The sequence below is a fragment of the Sphingomicrobium arenosum genome, assembly GCF_026157085.1.
In the GTDB taxonomy this organism is placed as follows: domain Bacteria; phylum Pseudomonadota; class Alphaproteobacteria; order Sphingomonadales; family Sphingomonadaceae; genus Sphingomicrobium; species Sphingomicrobium arenosum.
Map to the genome: position 1 here is coordinate 1,841,786 of NZ_JANPVN010000001.1, position 16,081 is coordinate 1,857,866.

General features: G+C 66.0%; 21 protein-coding genes. 12 read left to right on the forward strand and 9 right to left on the reverse strand.

What is annotated here, in order from left to right:
• Positions 1 to 3 precede the first annotated feature (3 nt).
• Positions 4 to 528 carry a hypothetical protein gene (locus NUW51_RS09235; RefSeq protein WP_265587227.1) on the forward strand — a complete coding sequence of 175 codons (525 nt, stop codon included), beginning with the start codon at positions 4 to 6 and terminating at the stop codon, positions 526 to 528.
• A gap of 12 nt (positions 529 to 540) precedes the next feature.
• Here NUW51_RS09235 and NUW51_RS09240 read toward each other — a convergent pair whose 3' ends face one another.
• The gene (locus NUW51_RS09240) at positions 541 to 1,875 is read right to left on the reverse strand and encodes a hemolysin family protein (protein WP_265587228.1); all 1,335 of its coding nucleotides are present in this window, start codon (positions 1,873 to 1,875) and stop codon (positions 541 to 543) included.
• 157 nt (positions 1,876 to 2,032) lie between these two features.
• Between NUW51_RS09240 and NUW51_RS09245 the strand changes: the two genes are divergently transcribed.
• A complete protein-coding gene (locus NUW51_RS09245; RefSeq protein WP_265587229.1) occupies positions 2,033 to 2,725 on the forward strand; it encodes an OmpA family protein in 693 nt (230 codons plus the stop codon).
• 103 nt (positions 2,726 to 2,828) lie between these two features.
• On the opposite strand, the gene NUW51_RS09250 is transcribed toward NUW51_RS09245, so the two are convergent.
• Together NUW51_RS09250 and NUW51_RS09255 are read right to left on the reverse strand one after the other, a co-directional pair.
• Positions 2,829 to 3,287 carry a nucleoside deaminase gene (locus tag NUW51_RS09250; RefSeq protein ID WP_265587230.1) on the reverse strand — a complete coding sequence of 153 codons (459 nt, stop codon included), beginning with the start codon at positions 3,285 to 3,287 and terminating at the stop codon, positions 2,829 to 2,831.
• Between the two features lie 55 nt (positions 3,288 to 3,342).
• Positions 3,343 to 3,630: a hypothetical protein gene (locus NUW51_RS09255; RefSeq protein WP_265587231.1), complete on the reverse strand. Its 288-nt coding sequence runs from the start codon at positions 3,628 to 3,630 to the stop codon at positions 3,343 to 3,345.
• Between the two features lie 170 nt (positions 3,631 to 3,800).
• Here NUW51_RS09255 and rpmB point away from each other — a divergent pair, with 170 nt between their 5' ends.
• A complete protein-coding gene (rpmB, locus tag NUW51_RS09260; RefSeq protein WP_265587232.1) occupies positions 3,801 to 4,091 on the forward strand; it encodes a 50S ribosomal protein L28 in 291 nt (96 codons plus the stop codon).
• A 16-nt stretch (positions 4,092 to 4,107) separates the two neighbouring features.
• Here the strand turns inward: rpmB and NUW51_RS09265 are convergent, their stop codons facing one another.
• The 4 genes from NUW51_RS09265 to NUW51_RS09280 all read right to left on the reverse strand — a co-directional run bounded on the left by NUW51_RS09265 (position 4,108) and on the right by NUW51_RS09280 (position 8,715).
• Positions 4,108 to 5,043: an esterase-like activity of phytase family protein gene (locus NUW51_RS09265; protein ID WP_265587233.1), complete on the reverse strand. Its 936-nt coding sequence runs from the start codon at positions 5,041 to 5,043 to the stop codon at positions 4,108 to 4,110.
• A 145-nt stretch (positions 5,044 to 5,188) separates the two neighbouring features.
• Positions 5,189 to 7,006 carry a cobaltochelatase subunit CobT gene (cobT, locus tag NUW51_RS09270; protein WP_265587234.1) on the reverse strand — a complete coding sequence of 606 codons (1,818 nt, stop codon included), beginning with the start codon at positions 7,004 to 7,006 and terminating at the stop codon, positions 5,189 to 5,191.
• Positions 7,006 to 8,001, reverse strand: coding sequence for a cobaltochelatase subunit CobS (gene cobS, locus NUW51_RS09275; protein ID WP_265587235.1), 996 nt, complete (start codon positions 7,999 to 8,001; stop codon positions 7,006 to 7,008). The genes cobT and cobS overlap by 1 nt, the downstream gene beginning before the upstream one ends.
• Before the next feature lie 57 nt (positions 8,002 to 8,058).
• Positions 8,059 to 8,715, reverse strand: coding sequence for a winged helix-turn-helix transcriptional regulator (locus NUW51_RS09280; RefSeq protein WP_265587236.1), 657 nt, complete (start codon positions 8,713 to 8,715; stop codon positions 8,059 to 8,061).
• 81 nt (positions 8,716 to 8,796) lie between these two features.
• On the opposite strand from NUW51_RS09280, the gene NUW51_RS09285 reads away from it, so the two are divergent.
• The 5 genes from NUW51_RS09285 to NUW51_RS09305 are packed head-to-tail and all read left to right on the forward strand — an operon-like array spanning position 8,797 to position 11,538.
• Positions 8,797 to 9,213 carry a VOC family protein gene (locus NUW51_RS09285; protein ID WP_265587237.1) on the forward strand — a complete coding sequence of 139 codons (417 nt, stop codon included), beginning with the start codon at positions 8,797 to 8,799 and terminating at the stop codon, positions 9,211 to 9,213.
• Positions 9,214 to 9,228: 15 nt separating this feature from the next.
• A complete protein-coding gene (locus NUW51_RS09290) occupies positions 9,229 to 9,582 on the forward strand; it encodes a DUF1428 domain-containing protein (RefSeq protein ID WP_265587238.1) in 354 nt (117 codons plus the stop codon).
• A gap of 9 nt (positions 9,583 to 9,591) precedes the next feature.
• A complete protein-coding gene (locus NUW51_RS09295; protein WP_265587239.1) occupies positions 9,592 to 10,389 on the forward strand; it encodes a VOC family protein in 798 nt (265 codons plus the stop codon).
• Complete coding sequence (locus NUW51_RS09300; protein WP_265587240.1) at positions 10,389 to 10,871, forward strand: VOC family protein; 483 nt, start codon at positions 10,389 to 10,391, stop codon at positions 10,869 to 10,871. The genes NUW51_RS09295 and NUW51_RS09300 overlap by 1 nt, the downstream gene beginning before the upstream one ends.
• 1 nt (position 10,872) lies before the next feature.
• Positions 10,873 to 11,538 (forward strand): dihydrofolate reductase family protein, encoded by a 666-nt coding sequence (locus tag NUW51_RS09305; RefSeq protein ID WP_265587241.1) that lies wholly within the window; start codon positions 10,873 to 10,875, stop codon positions 11,536 to 11,538.
• A 3-nt stretch (positions 11,539 to 11,541) separates the two neighbouring features.
• Here the strand turns inward: NUW51_RS09305 and NUW51_RS09310 are convergent, their stop codons facing one another.
• On the reverse strand, positions 11,542 to 12,135 hold the full coding sequence (locus NUW51_RS09310) for a J domain-containing protein (protein WP_265587242.1): 594 nt from the start codon (positions 12,133 to 12,135) through the stop codon (positions 11,542 to 11,544).
• A 24-nt stretch (positions 12,136 to 12,159) separates the two neighbouring features.
• On the opposite strand from NUW51_RS09310, the gene NUW51_RS09315 reads away from it, so the two are divergent.
• Genes NUW51_RS09315 through NUW51_RS09330 form a run of 4 tightly spaced genes read left to right on the forward strand, consistent with a single transcriptional unit; the run spans position 12,160 to position 15,026 of the window.
• On the forward strand, positions 12,160 to 12,441 hold the full coding sequence (locus tag NUW51_RS09315) for a BolA family protein (protein ID WP_265587243.1): 282 nt from the start codon (positions 12,160 to 12,162) through the stop codon (positions 12,439 to 12,441).
• Entirely contained in the window at positions 12,438 to 13,319 is an 882-nt protein-coding gene (locus NUW51_RS09320) for a pirin family protein (protein ID WP_265587244.1), read from the forward strand. The genes NUW51_RS09315 and NUW51_RS09320 overlap by 4 nt, the downstream gene beginning before the upstream one ends.
• Before the next feature lie 58 nt (positions 13,320 to 13,377).
• On the forward strand, positions 13,378 to 14,145 hold the full coding sequence (locus NUW51_RS09325) for a hypothetical protein (RefSeq protein ID WP_265587245.1): 768 nt from the start codon (positions 13,378 to 13,380) through the stop codon (positions 14,143 to 14,145).
• A complete protein-coding gene (locus tag NUW51_RS09330; RefSeq protein ID WP_265587246.1) occupies positions 14,142 to 15,026 on the forward strand; it encodes an alpha/beta fold hydrolase in 885 nt (294 codons plus the stop codon). Before NUW51_RS09325 ends, NUW51_RS09330 begins: the two co-directional genes overlap by 4 nt.
• Here the strand turns inward: NUW51_RS09330 and NUW51_RS09335 are convergent.
• The gene (locus NUW51_RS09335; RefSeq protein ID WP_265587247.1) at positions 15,006 to 16,061 is read right to left on the reverse strand and encodes a DUF2332 domain-containing protein; all 1,056 of its coding nucleotides are present in this window, start codon (positions 16,059 to 16,061) and stop codon (positions 15,006 to 15,008) included. The genes NUW51_RS09330 and NUW51_RS09335 overlap by 21 nt on opposite strands.
• Between the last annotated feature and the right edge of the window lie 20 nt (positions 16,062 to 16,081).

Here is a 16,081-nt window from a genome sequence, read left to right on the forward strand (position 1 = left end):
TCAATGCAAACGCTCATCGAGGCCTATTGGCCGGTCATTGTCATCGCCCTGCTCATCGGGCTGGTCGCCGGTTTCTTCATCTTCCGCCCCAAGCAGCGCGTGACGTTGAGCGAAGACAGCGCACCCAAGCGCCCGCACATGCAGGCGAGCGAGACCAAGCCGATCGTCACCGACGCACGCTCCAAGGAAGGACGCGGGCTGGTCGACGAGGCTGCGGCGGGCCTGAGCGACGTCACCGGCCAGTTCATGCAGGCCGAAGTCCACGAGGAGCTCCCCGGCGCGACCGGCGAACCCGACGACCTGCGCAAGCTGAAGGGCGTCGGTCCCAAGCTCGCCACCGCGCTGAACGGCCTCGGCATCACCCGATACGACCAACTCGCCAAGCTGACCCCCGCACAGATCGAGAAGATCGACGAGAAATTGGGCAGCTTCAAGGGCCGTCTCGAGCGCGACCGCGTCGTCGAACAGGCCGACTATCTCGCGCGCGGCGATACGGACGGCTACCAGGCCAAGTTCGGCAACCTCTAGGCGAACGCCTGCCTAGGCAGAGGGCGTCGCGGGAACCTTCCTGCGGCGCTTTTTCTGACGCGAGGCGATGAGCTTGTCGATCTTGCGCGCGTCCATGTCGACGATCTCGAACACCCAGCCTTGGAACGCGAACTTCTCGCCCTCCTCGGGCAGCCGCCGCAGCACCGCCAGCGCGAGCCCCGCAGCGGTCGAATAGTCGCGGTCCTCGTCGAGCTTCAGTCCCAGCTTCTCGACGAGGATCTCGGCATTGGCCGTCCCTGAAACGAGCCACGACCCGTCCTCGCGCGCGCGCACCGGCTCTTCCTCGTCCTCGTCATTCTTGAAGCTGCCCGCCAGCGCGATGAGGATCGAGCCCGGCGTGACGATGCCGTCGAGATGGCCATATTCGTCATGCACCAGCGCCAGTGGCACCTCCGCCTCGCGGAGCACGTCCAGCGCGTCCATCGCATCCATCAGGTCGGGAATGATCGGCGCCGGTCGCGCCAGCGCGGTGAGGTCGAGTTGCTGCCCGTCGAGCATGGCGTCCAAGAGGTCGCGCGCCGAGACAATGCCGACGATATCGTCGACCGACCCATTGGCGACCGGCAGGCGGCTATGCGGGGTATTCGACAATTCTTCGCGAATGTCGGCAAGGCTCGCATCGGCGGCCAGCCAGTCGATCTCGGTGCGCGGTGTCATGATCTCGCGCACCGGCCTGTCGGCGAGCCGCACGACCGAGGAGATGATCGCGCGCTCCGATTCCTCGAGGACGCCGGCCGACTGCGCCTCGGCAACCACGAGGTGCAGTTCTTCGGCAGTCACCGCCTGGTCGTTCTCGCGGTTCAATCCGGCCAGCTTGAAGATGAGCGCCGAGGTCTTGTCGAGCACCCAGACGAGCGGCGCGGTGGCGCGACTGAGGAAGGCCATCGGACGCGACAGGATCGACGCGATCGGCTCGGGGTTTCGGAGCGCGATTTGCTTGGGCACCAGCTCGCCGATCACGAGGCTTACGTAAGTGGTCAGCAGGATGACAAGGCCCCAACCGATACTGTCGGCGGTGGTTTCGTCCATGCCCAGCAATTCGAGCCGTTGTGCCACCGGTTCGCCGAAGGTCGCCCCCGAATAGGCGCCCGCGAGGATGCCGATCAGCGTGATGCCGATCTGCACGGTCGACAGGAAGCGCCCCGGCTCGCTCGCCAGTTCGAGCGCCCGCGCCGCGCCGCTCGATCCCTGTTCGGCCAGCGAACGCAGTCGCGACGGGCGCGCCGAGACGATCGCCAGCTCGCTCATGGCGAGCACGCCATTGAGCCCGATGAGCGCGAGCAACACGAACAGGTCGAGGACGGGGAAGGGATCGGGGGATGTCATGGTCGTTATGTCTCGCCTTTTGCCGCCTTAACGACGATCCGACAAGCGCATGCGTTCAGTTGAGGTTCCGAAACGTTCCGACAGTGGCATGGATGGAACTATCGAGGACGAAGGCTCTTTCTTTGCCCGACAGATAAGTTTCCAAGGGAGTTTTCCAATGAAATTCACGCATAAGATGACCGCGCTTGCCGTGGTCGCGGGCCTCGGCACCGCCGCCTGCACCACCGATGCCGTCACCGGCGAGCGTCGCATCTCGACCGAGGCGGGCATCGGCACCGCCGCGGGCGCGGTGCTCGGCTATCTCGCCGGCGACATCCTCGGCGGCCGCAACGATCGTACTGCCAAGATCATCGGCGCCGGCGTCGGCGCGGTCGCGGGCGGCGCGGTCGGTGCCTATATGGACAAGCAGGAGCAGGACATGCGCCGTGCCACCGCCGGCACCGGCGTCGACGTCATCCGCGATGGCGACGAACTCCTGTTGCGCATGGACGAGGACGCGATCAACTTCGCCGTCAACCGCTACGACATCCAGCCGCAGCATCGCGAGACGCTCGACAAGATCGCCTCCACGCTGACGACCTATGATTCGACCTATATCGACATCATGGGCCACACCGATTCGAGCGGCACCGACAGCTACAACCAGACTCTTTCTGTCAATCGCGCCGTCGCGGTGCGCGACTATCTCGCCTCGCGCGGGGTGCAGTCGGCCCGCATGGCGACCGTCGGTTATGGCGAGACCCAGCCGATAGCCGACAATTCGACCGAATATGGCCGCGCGCAAAACCGCCGCGTGGAAATCAAGGTCGTCCCCGTCACCCAGAATGACGTCAACTCGGCAGGTTATTAAACCGCTCGACGCCACCAGGCACCAACCCCTCTTGCAGGGGTGGAAAAGGCTCTCGGTCCTTCAGGGATCGGGAGCCTTTTTCCGTGATCGGCCGGCCGGGCCCTTACCGCCGCGCGGCGAAAAAGTCCTTTAGCATGGCGCGCGCTTCCTCCTCGCCCGGCCCCGCCATCACCTCGGGGCGATGATGACAGGTCGGCTGCGCGAAGAAGCGCGGGCCGTGCGCGACCGCTCCCCCCTTCACATCCTCGGCCGCATAAACGAGCTTGTCGATCCGGGCATGGGCAATCGCTCCGGCGCACATGGCACAGGGCTCGAGACTGACGTACAGCTGGCACCCGACCAATCGCTCGCTCCCTAGCGCGTGCGAGGCGGCACGGATCGCGACCATTTCGGCATGGGCGGTCGGGTCGGCGTCGCGGCGCATGCGATTTTCGCCGCTGGCGATCACGCGCCCTTCGGCATCGGTCACCACCGCGCCCACTGGCACCTCGCCCGCCTCGCCCGCTTGGGCGGCGAGGTCGAGCGCTTGGCGAAGCGCAGGGGGCAGGGGAAAAACGGCCATCGCCGCAGCTAGCCCGGCAGGCCGCCCGCTGTCACCTTTTTCAATAAATGGCCGATCAGGAACCGGCGGCGACCGGCGTCGCTTTTTCGACCTCTTCGGCGGGCAGCTCTTCAGAAGCAGCGTCGTCGCGCTCGGCAACCATCGGTTGGCTTGCGCCCGGCTCCTGCGTTCCGGCCTCGACCTCGAAGGCCTCCCCATCCTCGCCGAGATCGACGATGACATCATTGGCGATGGTCGGCGTGGCGGCGCGTCCGCGCTCGCTCTGGGTGCCGATGACACCGAAGCCGAGTCCGATCACGGTGGCGATCAACAATAATAGGATAACGGCAATCAACGCTCGCACGGCGCTCTCCTTAGTGTCTGTGATTTACTGGAAAAACGCCAATTCCCTGCGTCGGGTTGCCGACATAGGACGGAGTCCGAGGCGAATCGGTTGACCTGCGCGACAGGTCGGGCTAGGTGGCAGCGCTTTCCGGGGCCTCGTCGGCCCCCAACCGACACAGGACGAAGATTATGTCGCGCGTCTGCGAACTGACCGGCAAGGGCCGGCAGGTGGGCAACAACGTTTCCCACGCCAACAACAAGACCAAGCGGGTTTTCCTTCCGAACCTGCAGAACGTCACGCTTCAGAGCGAGACCCTCGATCGCCGCGTCAAGCTGCGCGTGTCGACCCACGGTCTTCGCTCGGTCGAGCATAATGGCGGTCTCGACAACTGGCTCCTCAAGACCAACAGCGCCAAGCTGTCGGACAAGGCTGCCAAGCTGAAGCGCGAAATCGCCAAGGCGAAGGCCGCGCAGGCCTAAGCGCCCGCGCCCGTTCCTATTCGGAGCGCGCATCCTCGCCGAACGGCCAGCCATCGGGCGGGACATCGTAACGGACCAGCAGGGTCCGCTGCGGTGCCCGCCCGTTGTCGTCCGTGACGATCCAGACGTGATAGCCGCCACCGTCGCGCCGCGCGATCGCCAAGCCTTCGGGATTGTCGAGCAAGTTGAAACCGAGCGGTACCGGCGCACCGACGCTGAGCGCGTCACCCGCGACCGATAGCGTCGCGATCGTCGAGCGCAGGCCGAACGGCGTGATCGCCCGTTCGAGCAAGAGCCCGTCCTCGCGCCCCGGCCAGCGCGCCGCGCCCGTCGGCATCGAGCGGCTGCCGCCGATCTCCACCGGCTCGAACCGCGCCCCCATCCGCCGCGCCGCGCGATCCCCCGTCTCGCCGATCGTCCAGATCGCACCGTCGCGGCCCGTGAAGATCGCCTCGATCCCGCGATTGCCCTCCTCGAATCCCGGCGGCACCTCGAGCCGCTCGAACCGGCCCTGCCGCACCAGCAGGCGCGACGTACCCTCGAAGGCGACGACGAGGCGCGAGCCCATCTGCGCGATCGCTTCCGCATCGGACGGCCAGCCGATCTCGGCGAGAGCGAAGCGTTCCATGGCGACCATTTCCGCCCCGGCCTCGGGCGCCTCGAAGCGATAGCCGATCCCGAGGTCGCTGACCGCGACCAGCCTGCCTTCGTCATCCATATCGAGCCCCGACAGACCGCGCACGCCGCCTTTCATCGGCACCACCTCCCACGCCGCACCTAGTCGCCAGCCGGGCGGTTCTGCCGCGCCGATGCGAACGGGCGAGAGCGGCTGCACCACCACGCCCTCGCGCAGCGGCGGGCTCCAGCGATGGATCCGCGTGTCGTAGCGATCATAGAGGAGGATCGTGCCCAGCAGCAGCGCGGCGCTCGCGAGCCTGAACCAATGCTGCATGTCCTATTCAGTCCCCAGCCTGCACGAATCACTTATAAGCATCTGCATAGACAGGGTTTTTCCCCTTTTCCCTGTCCAGCAAAACCCTCGCGTCGCGTAACGAGGGGGGCCCGGTCGACCTTGGTTGTCCGGGCCCATATTTTTTTCAGCGCATCTCGACGTCGAACAGCCCCGCAAGCTGGTCCATCAGCGCGCCGCCCAATTGCTCGGCATCCATGATCGTCACCGCTCGCTTGTAATAGCGCGTCACGTCATGGCCGATGCCGATGGCGGCCAGCTGCACCGGACTCTTGCTCTCGATCCAGTCGATCACCTGGCGCAGATGCGTTTCCAGATAGGCGCCCGAATTTGCCGATCCGGTCGAATCGTCGACCGGCGCGCCGTCCGAGATGACGATCAGCAAGCGCCGCTCCTCGGCCCGCGCGATCAGTCGCTGGTGCGCCCAGATCAGCGCCTCGCCGTCGATATTCTCCTTGAGCAATCCCTCGCGCATCATCAGCCCCAGTGGGCGGCGCGCGTGGCGATAGGGTTCGTCGGCCTGCTTGTAGACGATATGCCGAAGGTCGTTGAGACGCCCCGGCTGCGGCGGACAGCCCGCCGCGCGCCAATCTTCACGCGAAAGCCCGCCCTTCCACGCCCGCGTCGTGAAGCCGAGGATCTCGCTCTTCACCCCGCAGCGCTCCAAGGTGCGCGCCAGCACGTCGGCACAGATCGCCGCGATCGAGATCGGCCGCCCGCGCATCGAGCCACTGTTGTCGATCAGCAGGCTGACGACCGTGTCCTTGAACTCGGTATCGCGCTCGATCTTGTAGGACAGGCTGTGGGTCGGCGACACGACGACGCGCGCCAGCCGCGCGGCATCGAGCATGCCTTCCTCCTGGTCGAAGTCCCAGCTGCGTGCCTGCTGCGCCATCAGCTTGCGCTGCAACCGGTTGGCGAGCCGCGTGACGACGCCTGCCAGCCCCGCCACCTGCCCGTCGAGATAGGTGCGCAGCCGATCGAGCTCGTCGGCGTCGCACAATTCCTCGGCATGGACGATCTCGTCATGCGCGGTGGTGAAGACCTTGTAGCCTGCCTTGGGCGCCTCGGACCAATCGGGGCGACGACCCTGCTGCGGCTCGTGCGCGGCATCGGCATCCTCGCCTGCCTCGGGCAGGTCGGCGTCCTCCATATCGGCGGCGCCGTCCTCCTCGCCCTCGTGCTCCTCGGGGCGCTGTTCGGGCTCGCCCTGGTCCTTGGAGGCGTCCTCTTCTTCCTCGCTGTCCTCGCCCTCGTCGCCGCCCTCCTCGGGCGGCTGTTCGTCCTCGCCGTCCTCGGGGTCCTCGGCCTCGCCGTCCTGATCCTCGTCCAATTCGAAATCGAGATCTGCCAGCACCTTGCGCACGAGCGCAGCATAGGCCTCCTGGTCATCGAGCGCCTCGGCCAGGGCATCGAGGCTTTCCCCCGCCTTGCCCTCCACCGTCTCGCGCACGAGATCGAGCTTGCGCTGCACCGCCTCGGACGGCGGCTCGCCGGTCAACCGCTGGCGCGCCAGCAACCCCACCGCTATCTCGAGCGGCACCTCTTCGGGCGATCGCGCGCGCATCAGCGGCGACACGCGCACCCGCGCCTCGGCATGGGCGGCAAGATTGCCTTTCACACCCGGAAATTCGCGCCCGCCCAGCGCTTCGACCCGCGCGGTCTCGAGCGCATCGTAGAGCGCCCGCGCCTCGACATCTGCGGGCGCGCGGCGAAGGTGCGCGGGCGCATCGTGAAAGCGGTGGCTGAGCGCCAGCGCATCGGCCGCGCCGCGCGCCTCGGCGACCAGCGCCGGCGCAAGGTCGCGCCCGGGCGAAGGGATGCGCCCCTCGCCCGACTTGCCCTGTTCGGCAAAGGAAATCTCGAGCTCTTCATCGCGCGCCAATGCCCGCGCCGCGCCGGTCAGCGCGCGGCGAAACAGGTCGAGATTATCGACGTCGGGCATCAGCCCGCGCGGCTCGCCACGCTCTCGGGCAGGTCCTCACCGAAGACGCGCTGGAAATATTCGGCGATCACCGGGCGCTCGGCCTCGTCGCACTTGTTGAGGAAAGAGACGCGAAAAGCATAGCCGACGTCCCCGAAGATGAGCGCGTTCTGCGCCCAGCTGATCACCGTTCGCGGGCTCATGACGGTCGAGATATCGCCGTTGATGAAGCCTTGGCGCGACAGGTCGGCGACCTTGATCATCTGCTCGACGGTCTTCTTGCCCTCGGGCTTGTCATACTCGCCCGACTTGGCGAGCACGATCCGCGCCTCGGTCTCGACGGGCAGATAGTTCAGCGTCGTGACGATGTTCCAGCGGTCCATCTGGCCCTGGTTGATCGCCTGCGTGCCGTGATAAAGGCCCGTCGTATCGCCTAGGCCCACGGTGTTGGTCGTCGCGAACAGGCGGAACCACGGGTTCGGCTTGATGACGCGATTCTGGTCGAGCAGCGTCAGCTTTCCTTCGGTCTCGAGCACGCGCTGGATGACGAACATCACGTCGGGACGCCCGGCGTCATATTCGTCGAAGACGAGCGCGACGGGGTGCTGCAGGCACCAGGGCAGCAGCCCTTCCTTGAACTCGGTGACCTGCTGGCCGTCCTTCAGCACGATCGCATCGCGCCCGACGAGGTCGATGCGGCTGATATGCGCGTCGAGGTTGATGCGGATGAGCGGCCATTTGAGGCGCGCCGCGACCTGCTCGATATGGGTCGACTTGCCCGTTCCGTGATAGCCCTGCACCATCACCCGCCGGTCGTGCGCGAAGCCCGCGAGGATCGCCAGCGTCGTGTCGGGATCGAACACATAGGCGGGATCGGCATCGGGCACGCGGCTGTCGGCCTTGGAAAAGGCCGGCACCATCATGTCGCTGTCGATGCCGAAGGTGTCGCGCACGCTCACCTCGATGTCGGGGGCGGGCAGGAGCAGCTCTTCGCTGGTTTCAATGGGCGCGTTCATCGGATCGTTCATGGAGGTGGACTTAGGGGCTCAGGCCCGATCCGACAACAATGGTCTTCAGCCCGTGACCTTCTCTGGCAGGGCGAAGAGCGAGAAGAACCAGCGCGCGAGCTCGGCATCGCCTTCGACCCCGAGCAATTCGAGCGGTGCGCCGCCATAGGCCACCCCGACCAGTTGCTCGGGCGCGCCCGCCAACGTCACGTCAGGCGCGGCGTCGGCCCCCGCCGCCACGGTGAAGCGGCCAGCCGCGATCGTGCCGGTATAGACGCGCTCGCCAAAGACGAACCGCAGGACGCCGTCGCGCTCGCCTGCCCGCTCGCCATCGATCATCGTGCGAAAGCTCAGCAGTACCGACACCGCACTGATCGGCAGGCTCGGATCATGCCCCGGACTGCGCGCCGCCCAGCGTCCCATCGTCTGCAGGATCGGCTCGGCCTCGCGGCCCCAGTCGCTCGCGTCATAGACCTGCACGCTCGCGGGCGGCGGCAGGCGATAGCGTACCACCAGCCCCTTCGCCTCCATCTCGGCGAGCCGCTGCGTCAGCACCCGCGCGGAAATACCCGGCAGATCCTCGCGCAGATCCGAAAAGCGCCGCGGCCCTAGCATCAGCTCGCGCAGCACGAGCAGCGTCCAGCGCTCGCCCAGGAGCTCGAGCGCATGCGCCGTGCCGCAGGCATCGTCATAACGTCGCTTGATCTCGTCCGGTCGCTTCATTGTTACTTTATGTAACCGTTGTGTTGTGATTTTCAACTACAGCCCTTATGCCTTGTTCGACTCGAAGAAGGAACCACCTCCATGACCAAGTCGATCTTCATCAACCTGCCGATCTCGAACCTCGCCGCCTCCACCGCCTTTTACGAGGCACTGGGCTTCGAGAGAAACCCGATGTTCTCGAACGACAAGGCGGCGGCGATGGTCTGGTCGGAGGCGATCACCGTGATGCTGCTGCCCCATGAATTCTATGCGACCTTCACCGACAAGGCGATCATCGATGCGCGCACGACGAGCGGCGCGCTGCTCTGCCTGACCTTCGACAGCAAGGACGCCGTCGATACCATCCACCGCGCCGCGCGCGACGCCGGCGGCAACGAGCCTCGCCCTGCCAAGGCGCAGGGGCCGATGTACGGTGGCGCGTTCGAGGATCCCGACGGCCATATTTGGGAGACCGTGTGGATGGACGCCGCCGCCATAGCCGAAATGCCGTCCGCCTGAATAAGGAGAAGAAGCATGACCTATGTAAGCGGGTTCCTCGTCCCGGTCGAAACCGGTCGCAAGGAGGAATATATCGAAGCGGCCAAACAGGCTTGGCCGCTGTTCAAGGATTATGGTGCCATCGCGCAGGTGGAAGCCTGGGGCGACAAAGTCCCCGACGGCAAGCTGACCGACTTCAATCGCGCGGTCGCGCTTCAAGAGGGCGAGGAGGTCGTCTTCAGTTGGATCCTATGGCCTGACAAGGAATCCAGCGAACGTTGCGATGCGAGCATGGACACCGACGATCGGTGGAAGAAGCTCGCCATGCCCTTCGATGGAAAGCGCATGATCTATGGTGGCTTCAATACCATTGTTGATGAACGGGCATAGGAGCATCCGATGCAAAACCAACATGGCGATTTCATCTGGTACGAACTGATGACGAGCGATGCCGATGCGGCGCAGCGCTTCTATCAAAAGGTCGTTGGCTGGCGCTTCGAGGACAGCGGCCAGGCGGGAATGGACTATCGGTTGTTCGGCCCCGACAGTCCCTCTGTCGGTGGCTTGATGGCCTTGACGCCCGAGATGCAGAAGGGTGGCGCGCGCCCCATGTGGGCCGGTTATATCGGCGTCGACGATGTCGACAGGACCGCCGCGAAGGTCGCCGACCTCGGAGGCACCGTGCTGACGGGGCCCCAGGACATCCCCGACGTCGGACGCTTCGCCTTTTGCAGCGATCCGCAGGGCGCCCCCTTCTACATCATGCGTGGCCAGTCGGACGAGCCGAGCCAGGCCTTCGCGGCGACCGAGCCGCGCGATGGTCATTGCGCCTGGAACGAGCTGGTCACCGCCGATCCCGAGGCGGCGCAAACTTTCTATTCGGCCCTGTTCGGCTGGGTGAAGGCCGAGGCGATGGATATGGGGCCGATGGGCACCTACCAGATGGTTCGCAACGGCGAGGGTCGCGACTTCATGTTCGGGGCGATGATGAAGAAGCCCGACGCCATGCCCGCCTCGCTCTGGGCTTATTATTTCCGCGTCCCCGACGTGGACGCGGCCGCCGCCACGGTGAAGGACGAGGGCGGCCAGATCATCAACGGGCCGATGGAAATTCCGGGCGGGGAATTCGTCTTCCAGGGGCTCGACCCCGAGGGCGCGATGTTCTCCCTCCTCGGCCCGCGCAAGGCCGGCGGCTGATGGCTCCCGACATCATCACCGTCCTGTGGTTCGACGGCGGGGTCGAAGAGGCGGCCCGCTTCTACGCCGAAGCGCTGCCCGACACGTCGATCGAGCGGGTGGTGAAGTCGCCGGGCGATTGGCCCAATGGCAAGGCCGGCGACACCATCCTCGTCGACATGACGCTAGTTGGCCGGCCCGCCCAGCTCTTGAACGGTGGTCCCGACTTCTCCCCCAACATGGCGGTCAGCTTCATGGTCGAGACCGACGACCAGGCACAGACCGACCGCATTTGGGAGGCGCTCATCGCCGATGGCGGCGAGCCGGTGATGTGCGGTTGGTGCAAGGACAGATACGGCTTTTCGTGGCAGGTTACGCCGCGCTTGCTCAACCAATTGCTGGACGACCCCGACCGGGACAAGGCGCGCCGCGTCTTCGAAGCGATAGGCCAGATGGTCAAGCTCGACATCTCGGCGCTCGAGGCGGCCGCACGGGGGGAATGAGATGCGTCAAATTCACGGTGCCGCCTTTGTCTCTCTCGACGGTGTCATGCAGGCGCCGGGGGGCCTGTCCGAGGATCCGACCGAAGGTTTCGAGCATGGCGGCTGGCTCGCCCCGCATTTCGATGCAGAAATCGGCCAGACCATCGACACCCTGTTCGGCCGGCCCTTCGACCTGCTGCTGGGGCGGCGCACCTATGACATCTTCGCTTCTTACTGGCCCTATGTCGGCGATGAACAGGCCGCGATCCGCGACCCCTTTAACGCCTGCACCAAATATGTGCTGACCCGTGGCGGCGCCGATCTCGACTGGGTCAATAGCGCGCCGCTTGCCGACATGGCTGCGGTTCGCGCCCTCAAAGCTTCCGACGGCCCCGACCTCGTCATCCAGGGGAGCACCACGCTCTATCCCCAATTGCTGGCGGAAGGCCTTCTCGACCGTTTGACCTTGATGATCTTTCCTGTCGTCCTCGGCAGCGGCAAGCGCTGGTTCGGCGGTGCCACGCCGCCACGCACGCTCGAACCGACCCACCAACAGGTCACGTCGGGCGGCAATCTCATCGCCACCTACGACGTGGCGGGCCCCGTCGAATGCCTCGATGTCGCTCCGCCGTCCACCAGCGCACGCGAAGCCGCACGGCAGGAAGTCATGGCGAGCGGCCGCTGGTAGCCCTCAGGCGAAAACCGGACTTTTCTTCAATCTCTGGAAGGCCTGGATCACGGCGGTGAGCCGCGCCTCGTGCCGCCGGTCGCCGCCATTGCGGTCGGGATGATATTTACGGACCAGTGCGGCATAGGCCTTGCGCACGCCATGAAGGTCGGCGTCCATCCCGAGCCCCAGCACATGAAGCGCCTCCTGTTCGGCCGCCGAAAAGCGCGAGCGCTGGCTCGCCTCGCGCATCGACGCGCCCGTCTTGAAGCGCGCCGCGATGGCATCCAAGGGATCCTCGAAATCGGCCCAGCGCGGTCCCGGATCGCCCGCATCGGCGAAGGAGAAACGCTTGCCGCTTCCATGATCCTCGCGCCGCGGAATGGGCGACTGCGCCTCCTCGATCTCTTCCGGGCTCATGCCGGAAAAATAATTATAGGCGCTATTATGCTGGCGCACATGGTCGAGGCACAGCATCCGATATTCGCCCGGCCCGTCGAAATTGCCGGGCGTCAGCGGCGCGCGAAACTCCCCCGGCTCCCGGCACCCCGGAACGCCGCAGCGCTGGCCCGCGCCTTCGACGCGGCCATGAAATTTCTCGTGTCGCTTGGGTCTCATCGCTCGCCCGCCTATATGGGAGCCATGACCGGGAATACCAGCCAAGAGATCATCCGCCGCCTGACCGAGGCGCTCGAGCCCACTCATCTCCAGCTCGACAATGACAGCGCCAAGCACGCCGGTCACATGGGCGATGACGGTTCGGGCGAAACACATTGGTCGCTCGACATCGCCTCGGCGCAATTCGTCGGCCTCAACCGCGTTCAGCGCCAGCGATTGGTCTACAAGGCCTTGGGTGATCTGATGGACAATCCCATCCACGCCCTCGCCATTCGCGCCCGTACCACGGAGGAACCGCCCGCATGACCGACCTCGTCGAGATCGCCCCGTCCGTCCACGATCTCGGCAGCTTCAAGGTCCGCCGTGTCCTGCCGAGCCGCCCGCGCACCATGGTCGGCCCCTTCATCTTCGTCGACGAATTCGGCCCCGCGCAGATGGAAACGGGCGAGGGGATGGACGTGCGCCCGCACCCGCACATCAACCTTGCTACCGTCACCTACCTCTTCGAAGGCGCGATCGGGCATCGCGACAGCCTTGGCACCCACAAGGTCATCCGCCCCGGCGCGGTCAACCTCATGACCGCGGGCACGGGCATCGTCCATTCCGAACGCAGCCCGCAGGAGGAACGCGACGCCGGCCCCCGCCTCTACGGAATGCAGACCTGGCTCGCGCTGCCCGACGGCAAGGAAGAGGTCGACCCCGCCTTCGATCACATCACCGAGGACCAGCTACCCCTGATCGAGGATGGCAAGGCCTCGGCCCGCGTCCTCATGGGCACCTTGTGGGGCAAGACCGCCGCCACGCCGCAACACAGCCCGACCATCTACGCCGACATCATCCTCGCGAGCGCGTCCATGCCGATCGACGCCGAGGCGGACGAACGCGCCGTGCTCGTCACCGAGGGCAGCATGACCCTCGATGATCAGCCGCTGGAGCCGTTCAAGCTCTACATCCTCGCCCCCGGCCAGCCGATGACATTGGCGGGTACGGGCCGCGCCATGCTCCTCGGCGGCGAAGCCTTTTCGACCAAGCGTCACGTCTGGTGGAATTTTGTCTCCTCCAGCCGCGACCGGATCGAACAGGCAAAGGAGGACTGGAACGCCCACCGTTTTCCCGTCGTCCCCGGCGACGAGGACGAGCGCATCCCCATCCCCGAGGTCCCCAAGACGGTTAGCTATCCCTGAGCTTGACAGCCGCCATGCGGTGCTGAACCCTGTCGCTCATCTGCAGGAGTAATGCCCGATGACCTTTGCCGCCATGATCGCCGCAGCCTCGATCGCCGCCCCCGCGATTGCTGCACCCGATGTCGATCTCACCGCCGCTCAGGCCGAAACGATGGATAGCAGCGCTCTTGCCGATCTCATCCTCGGCCAGGATCATGGCCCCATCTCCGGGCATCGCATCGCTTTTAGAAGCGACGGTCGTATTTCCTCCATCCGGCTCGCCGAAGAGGGCGCCGCCGATTCCGACGGACGATGCGTGCGTCGCAGCTACATCGCCAGCTTCGACGGCAGCGACCGATCGAGCGATGCCGTGCGACTACACCGGGTCCGGGCCGAATTGAGTTTCCGACCGGGCGATTCGTGCGAAGGCTCCGACGGCTGGGTGCTCGTCGACAGCCCTGCGGACCTTGAAAATGCACGCCGTGTGCTTGCCGAGATCGAGGAGATCCGCGCGCGGCAGACCGGCGCGCCAGAAGCCGGTCTCTATTGTCGCGACGACACCCTGCAGGGCAAATGCGGCGAGGACGTCCACGCGACGCTGAAGAGCATCGATCTCGACGACGCCTGGAAGCTCGAGCCCTATGGCGGGCGCAACGGCGCCTTCTATCAACTGAGCGTCAATGACACGGGCATCGACGATGCCGTTCCGCGCCCGCAGTGGGTATTGCGCTACATGCCATCGCCATCGCCCGCCGCACCGGTCCTGACGATGCAATATTATCAACCCGTGCCGGGCCCGCCCTCGCTGCCGGGCGAGCCGAACGCGGTGGTGGTCGGAGAGCTTTGAACGCGGAGCGCATCCGGCTGTCGACCGGGGTCACACTGAACGTCGCGACCGCGGGCCCCGAGGATGCGCCGCCCGTCATTCTCCTCCACGGCTTTCCCGAATCGCATCGCACCTGGCGCGGCATCGTGCCGCTGCTGGAGGGCAAGTTCCGCCTCATCATGCCCGACCAGCGGGGCTTCGGCGGGTCGGACAAACCGGAGCGGATCGAGGATTATCGCACCGACAAGGTCATCGCCGACCTGCTCGCGCTCGCCGAGGCGCTGGGGCACGACAGCTTCGACCTCGTCGGCCACGATTGGGGCGGCGCGGTCGCCTGGGCGGCGGCGCTGCGCGGCGGCCCGCACATCAGCAAGCTCGCGATCATCAACTCGCCCCATCCGCTCATTTTCCAGCGCACGCTCATCGACGACCCCGCCCAGCGCGCCGCCAGCCAATATATGCGCGCCTTCCGCGCCACCGGCATGGAAGAGCAGATCCGCGCCATGGGTTGGGACACCTTCTTCGAGAAGAGCTTCACCCCCCATGTCGACCTGTCGATCATCAGCGATGAAGAGCGTGCAGCCTATATCGACCAATGGAGCGCCGAGGGTGCCCTCGAGGCCATGCTCGCCTGGTATCGCGCTGGCCCCATCATCGTCCCCGACATGGATGAAGAGGACGTGCCCTATCCCGACTGGATGCTGGCGGGCGTACCGCAGATCCGCATCCCCACGCTGGTCGTCTGGGGCATGAAAGACCCCGCGCTGCTGCCCTGCCAGCTGGACGGCCTCGATGCGCTCGTCGACGACCTCACCATCGAGAAAATCGACGACGCAGGCCATTTCGTCCCGTGGGAAAAGCCCGAACCCGTCGCCAGGGCGCTAGCCGACTTCCTCGGCTAGCCAGTCGAACCACCCGCCATGCGCATGCCCGTGCGCAAGCGTCGCCGCCGTCTCGCCGCCCGGCCAGCAGCGCACCTTGAGGACATGGCGCAGCAGCGTCCGGTCTCCTTCGAGGCTGATCCACGCCAAGGGTTGCGCGGGCGTCGCGGCAGCGCCCGCCGCCTCCATCGCCGCGCCGATCCGCGCCTGCGTCGCCTCGGTCAGATATTGCCACACGAGGCTGTGCATCAGCACCCGGCACACACCATCTTCGCGCTGTCGAGCCAGCTGCACCTCGACGAAATCGGCCGCATCGGCATGAACCACTCCCGGCGCGCCCGTCGCCTCGGCAAGGTCGAAGACCGCATGCAATCGCGCCGTCCGCTCCTTCATCTCGGGCCAGACATAAGCCGCCAGCCGCAACCGGTCCTCGGCTTGTCCGAGATCGAGCGGATCGCGGTCGCATCCCATGGCCGACACGATCTCGACCGGCGCATCGGGGGGCGGCGGCCCCTTCCACTTCGGCGCAAGCTTCACCGGGCTGTCCACCGGACCTTGCGTCACTCCGCCCAGATCGATGAGAAACCGATCGAGCATCAGGTTGATCCCGGCGCTCGACCCGATCTCGATGAGCTCGGAGCGCGGCCCCAGCCCCTGTCCCGCGAGCCATTTGAGCCCCGCCATCAGTCCGCTCGCGCGCCCCGCCTCATTAGTCTGCGGCGGCCCCTTCATCCACGGCAGGATTGCGTCTTCGTGCGCTCGCAGCACCTCGGCAATCAGCGGCCCCACCTCTTCGCGCCGCAATTCGCCCGCATAGAGCGGCGCCAATACGGGCGCGGCCCCCGACAGGTGCAGCGCCTGCACCCCCGCCGCGACGCGCAGCGGCACGACATCATGCAACGGATCGCGCGGCCAGTCGTGGATCATGTGCCCGAGCGCGCTATCCGCCGCCAGCCCCTCCCACACCGCCTTCACGATCGCGGCAGTGAGCGGCGCCCCATTGGCGCGGCAATAGTCGACTTGGTTGGCAAAGGCCTCTCGCGGGGTCGCGGTCATCGATCCGGCTCCTTCGCCCT

Coding starts and splice junctions, on each gene's coding strand:
- NUW51_RS09285 (WP_265587237.1), top strand. CDS start 8,797: ATGACCAAGTCGATCTTCATCAACCTGCCGATCTCGAACCTCGCCGCC.
- NUW51_RS09315 (WP_265587243.1), top strand. CDS start 12,160: ATGACCGGGAATACCAGCCAAGAGATCATCCGCCGCCTGACCGAGGCG.
- NUW51_RS09280 (WP_265587236.1), bottom strand. CDS start 8,715: ATGAAGCGACCGGACGAGATCAAGCGACGTTATGACGATGCCTGCGGC.
- cobS (WP_265587235.1), bottom strand. CDS start 8,001: ATGAACGCGCCCATTGAAACCAGCGAAGAGCTGCTCCTGCCCGCCCCC.
- rpmB (WP_265587232.1), top strand. CDS start 3,801: ATGTCGCGCGTCTGCGAACTGACCGGCAAGGGCCGGCAGGTGGGCAAC.
- cobT (WP_265587234.1), bottom strand. CDS start 7,006: ATGCCCGACGTCGATAATCTCGACCTGTTTCGCCGCGCGCTGACCGGC.
- NUW51_RS09305 (WP_265587241.1), top strand. CDS start 10,873: ATGCGTCAAATTCACGGTGCCGCCTTTGTCTCTCTCGACGGTGTCATG.
- NUW51_RS09290 (WP_265587238.1), top strand. CDS start 9,229: ATGACCTATGTAAGCGGGTTCCTCGTCCCGGTCGAAACCGGTCGCAAG.
- NUW51_RS09325 (WP_265587245.1), top strand. CDS start 13,378: ATGACCTTTGCCGCCATGATCGCCGCAGCCTCGATCGCCGCCCCCGCG.
- NUW51_RS09300 (WP_265587240.1), top strand. CDS start 10,389: ATGGCTCCCGACATCATCACCGTCCTGTGGTTCGACGGCGGGGTCGAA.
- NUW51_RS09320 (WP_265587244.1), top strand. CDS start 12,438: ATGACCGACCTCGTCGAGATCGCCCCGTCCGTCCACGATCTCGGCAGC.
- NUW51_RS09265 (WP_265587233.1), bottom strand. CDS start 5,043: ATGCAGCATTGGTTCAGGCTCGCGAGCGCCGCGCTGCTGCTGGGCACG.
- NUW51_RS09295 (WP_265587239.1), top strand. CDS start 9,592: ATGCAAAACCAACATGGCGATTTCATCTGGTACGAACTGATGACGAGC.
- NUW51_RS09250 (WP_265587230.1), bottom strand. CDS start 3,287: ATGGCCGTTTTTCCCCTGCCCCCTGCGCTTCGCCAAGCGCTCGACCTC.
- NUW51_RS09310 (WP_265587242.1), bottom strand. CDS start 12,135: ATGAGACCCAAGCGACACGAGAAATTTCATGGCCGCGTCGAAGGCGCG.
- NUW51_RS09240 (WP_265587228.1), bottom strand. CDS start 1,875: ATGACATCCCCCGATCCCTTCCCCGTCCTCGACCTGTTCGTGTTGCTC.
- NUW51_RS09245 (WP_265587229.1), top strand. CDS start 2,033: ATGAAATTCACGCATAAGATGACCGCGCTTGCCGTGGTCGCGGGCCTC.
- NUW51_RS09335 (WP_265587247.1), bottom strand. CDS start 16,061: ATGACCGCGACCCCGCGAGAGGCCTTTGCCAACCAAGTCGACTATTGC.
- NUW51_RS09235 (WP_265587227.1), top strand. CDS start 4: ATGCAAACGCTCATCGAGGCCTATTGGCCGGTCATTGTCATCGCCCTG.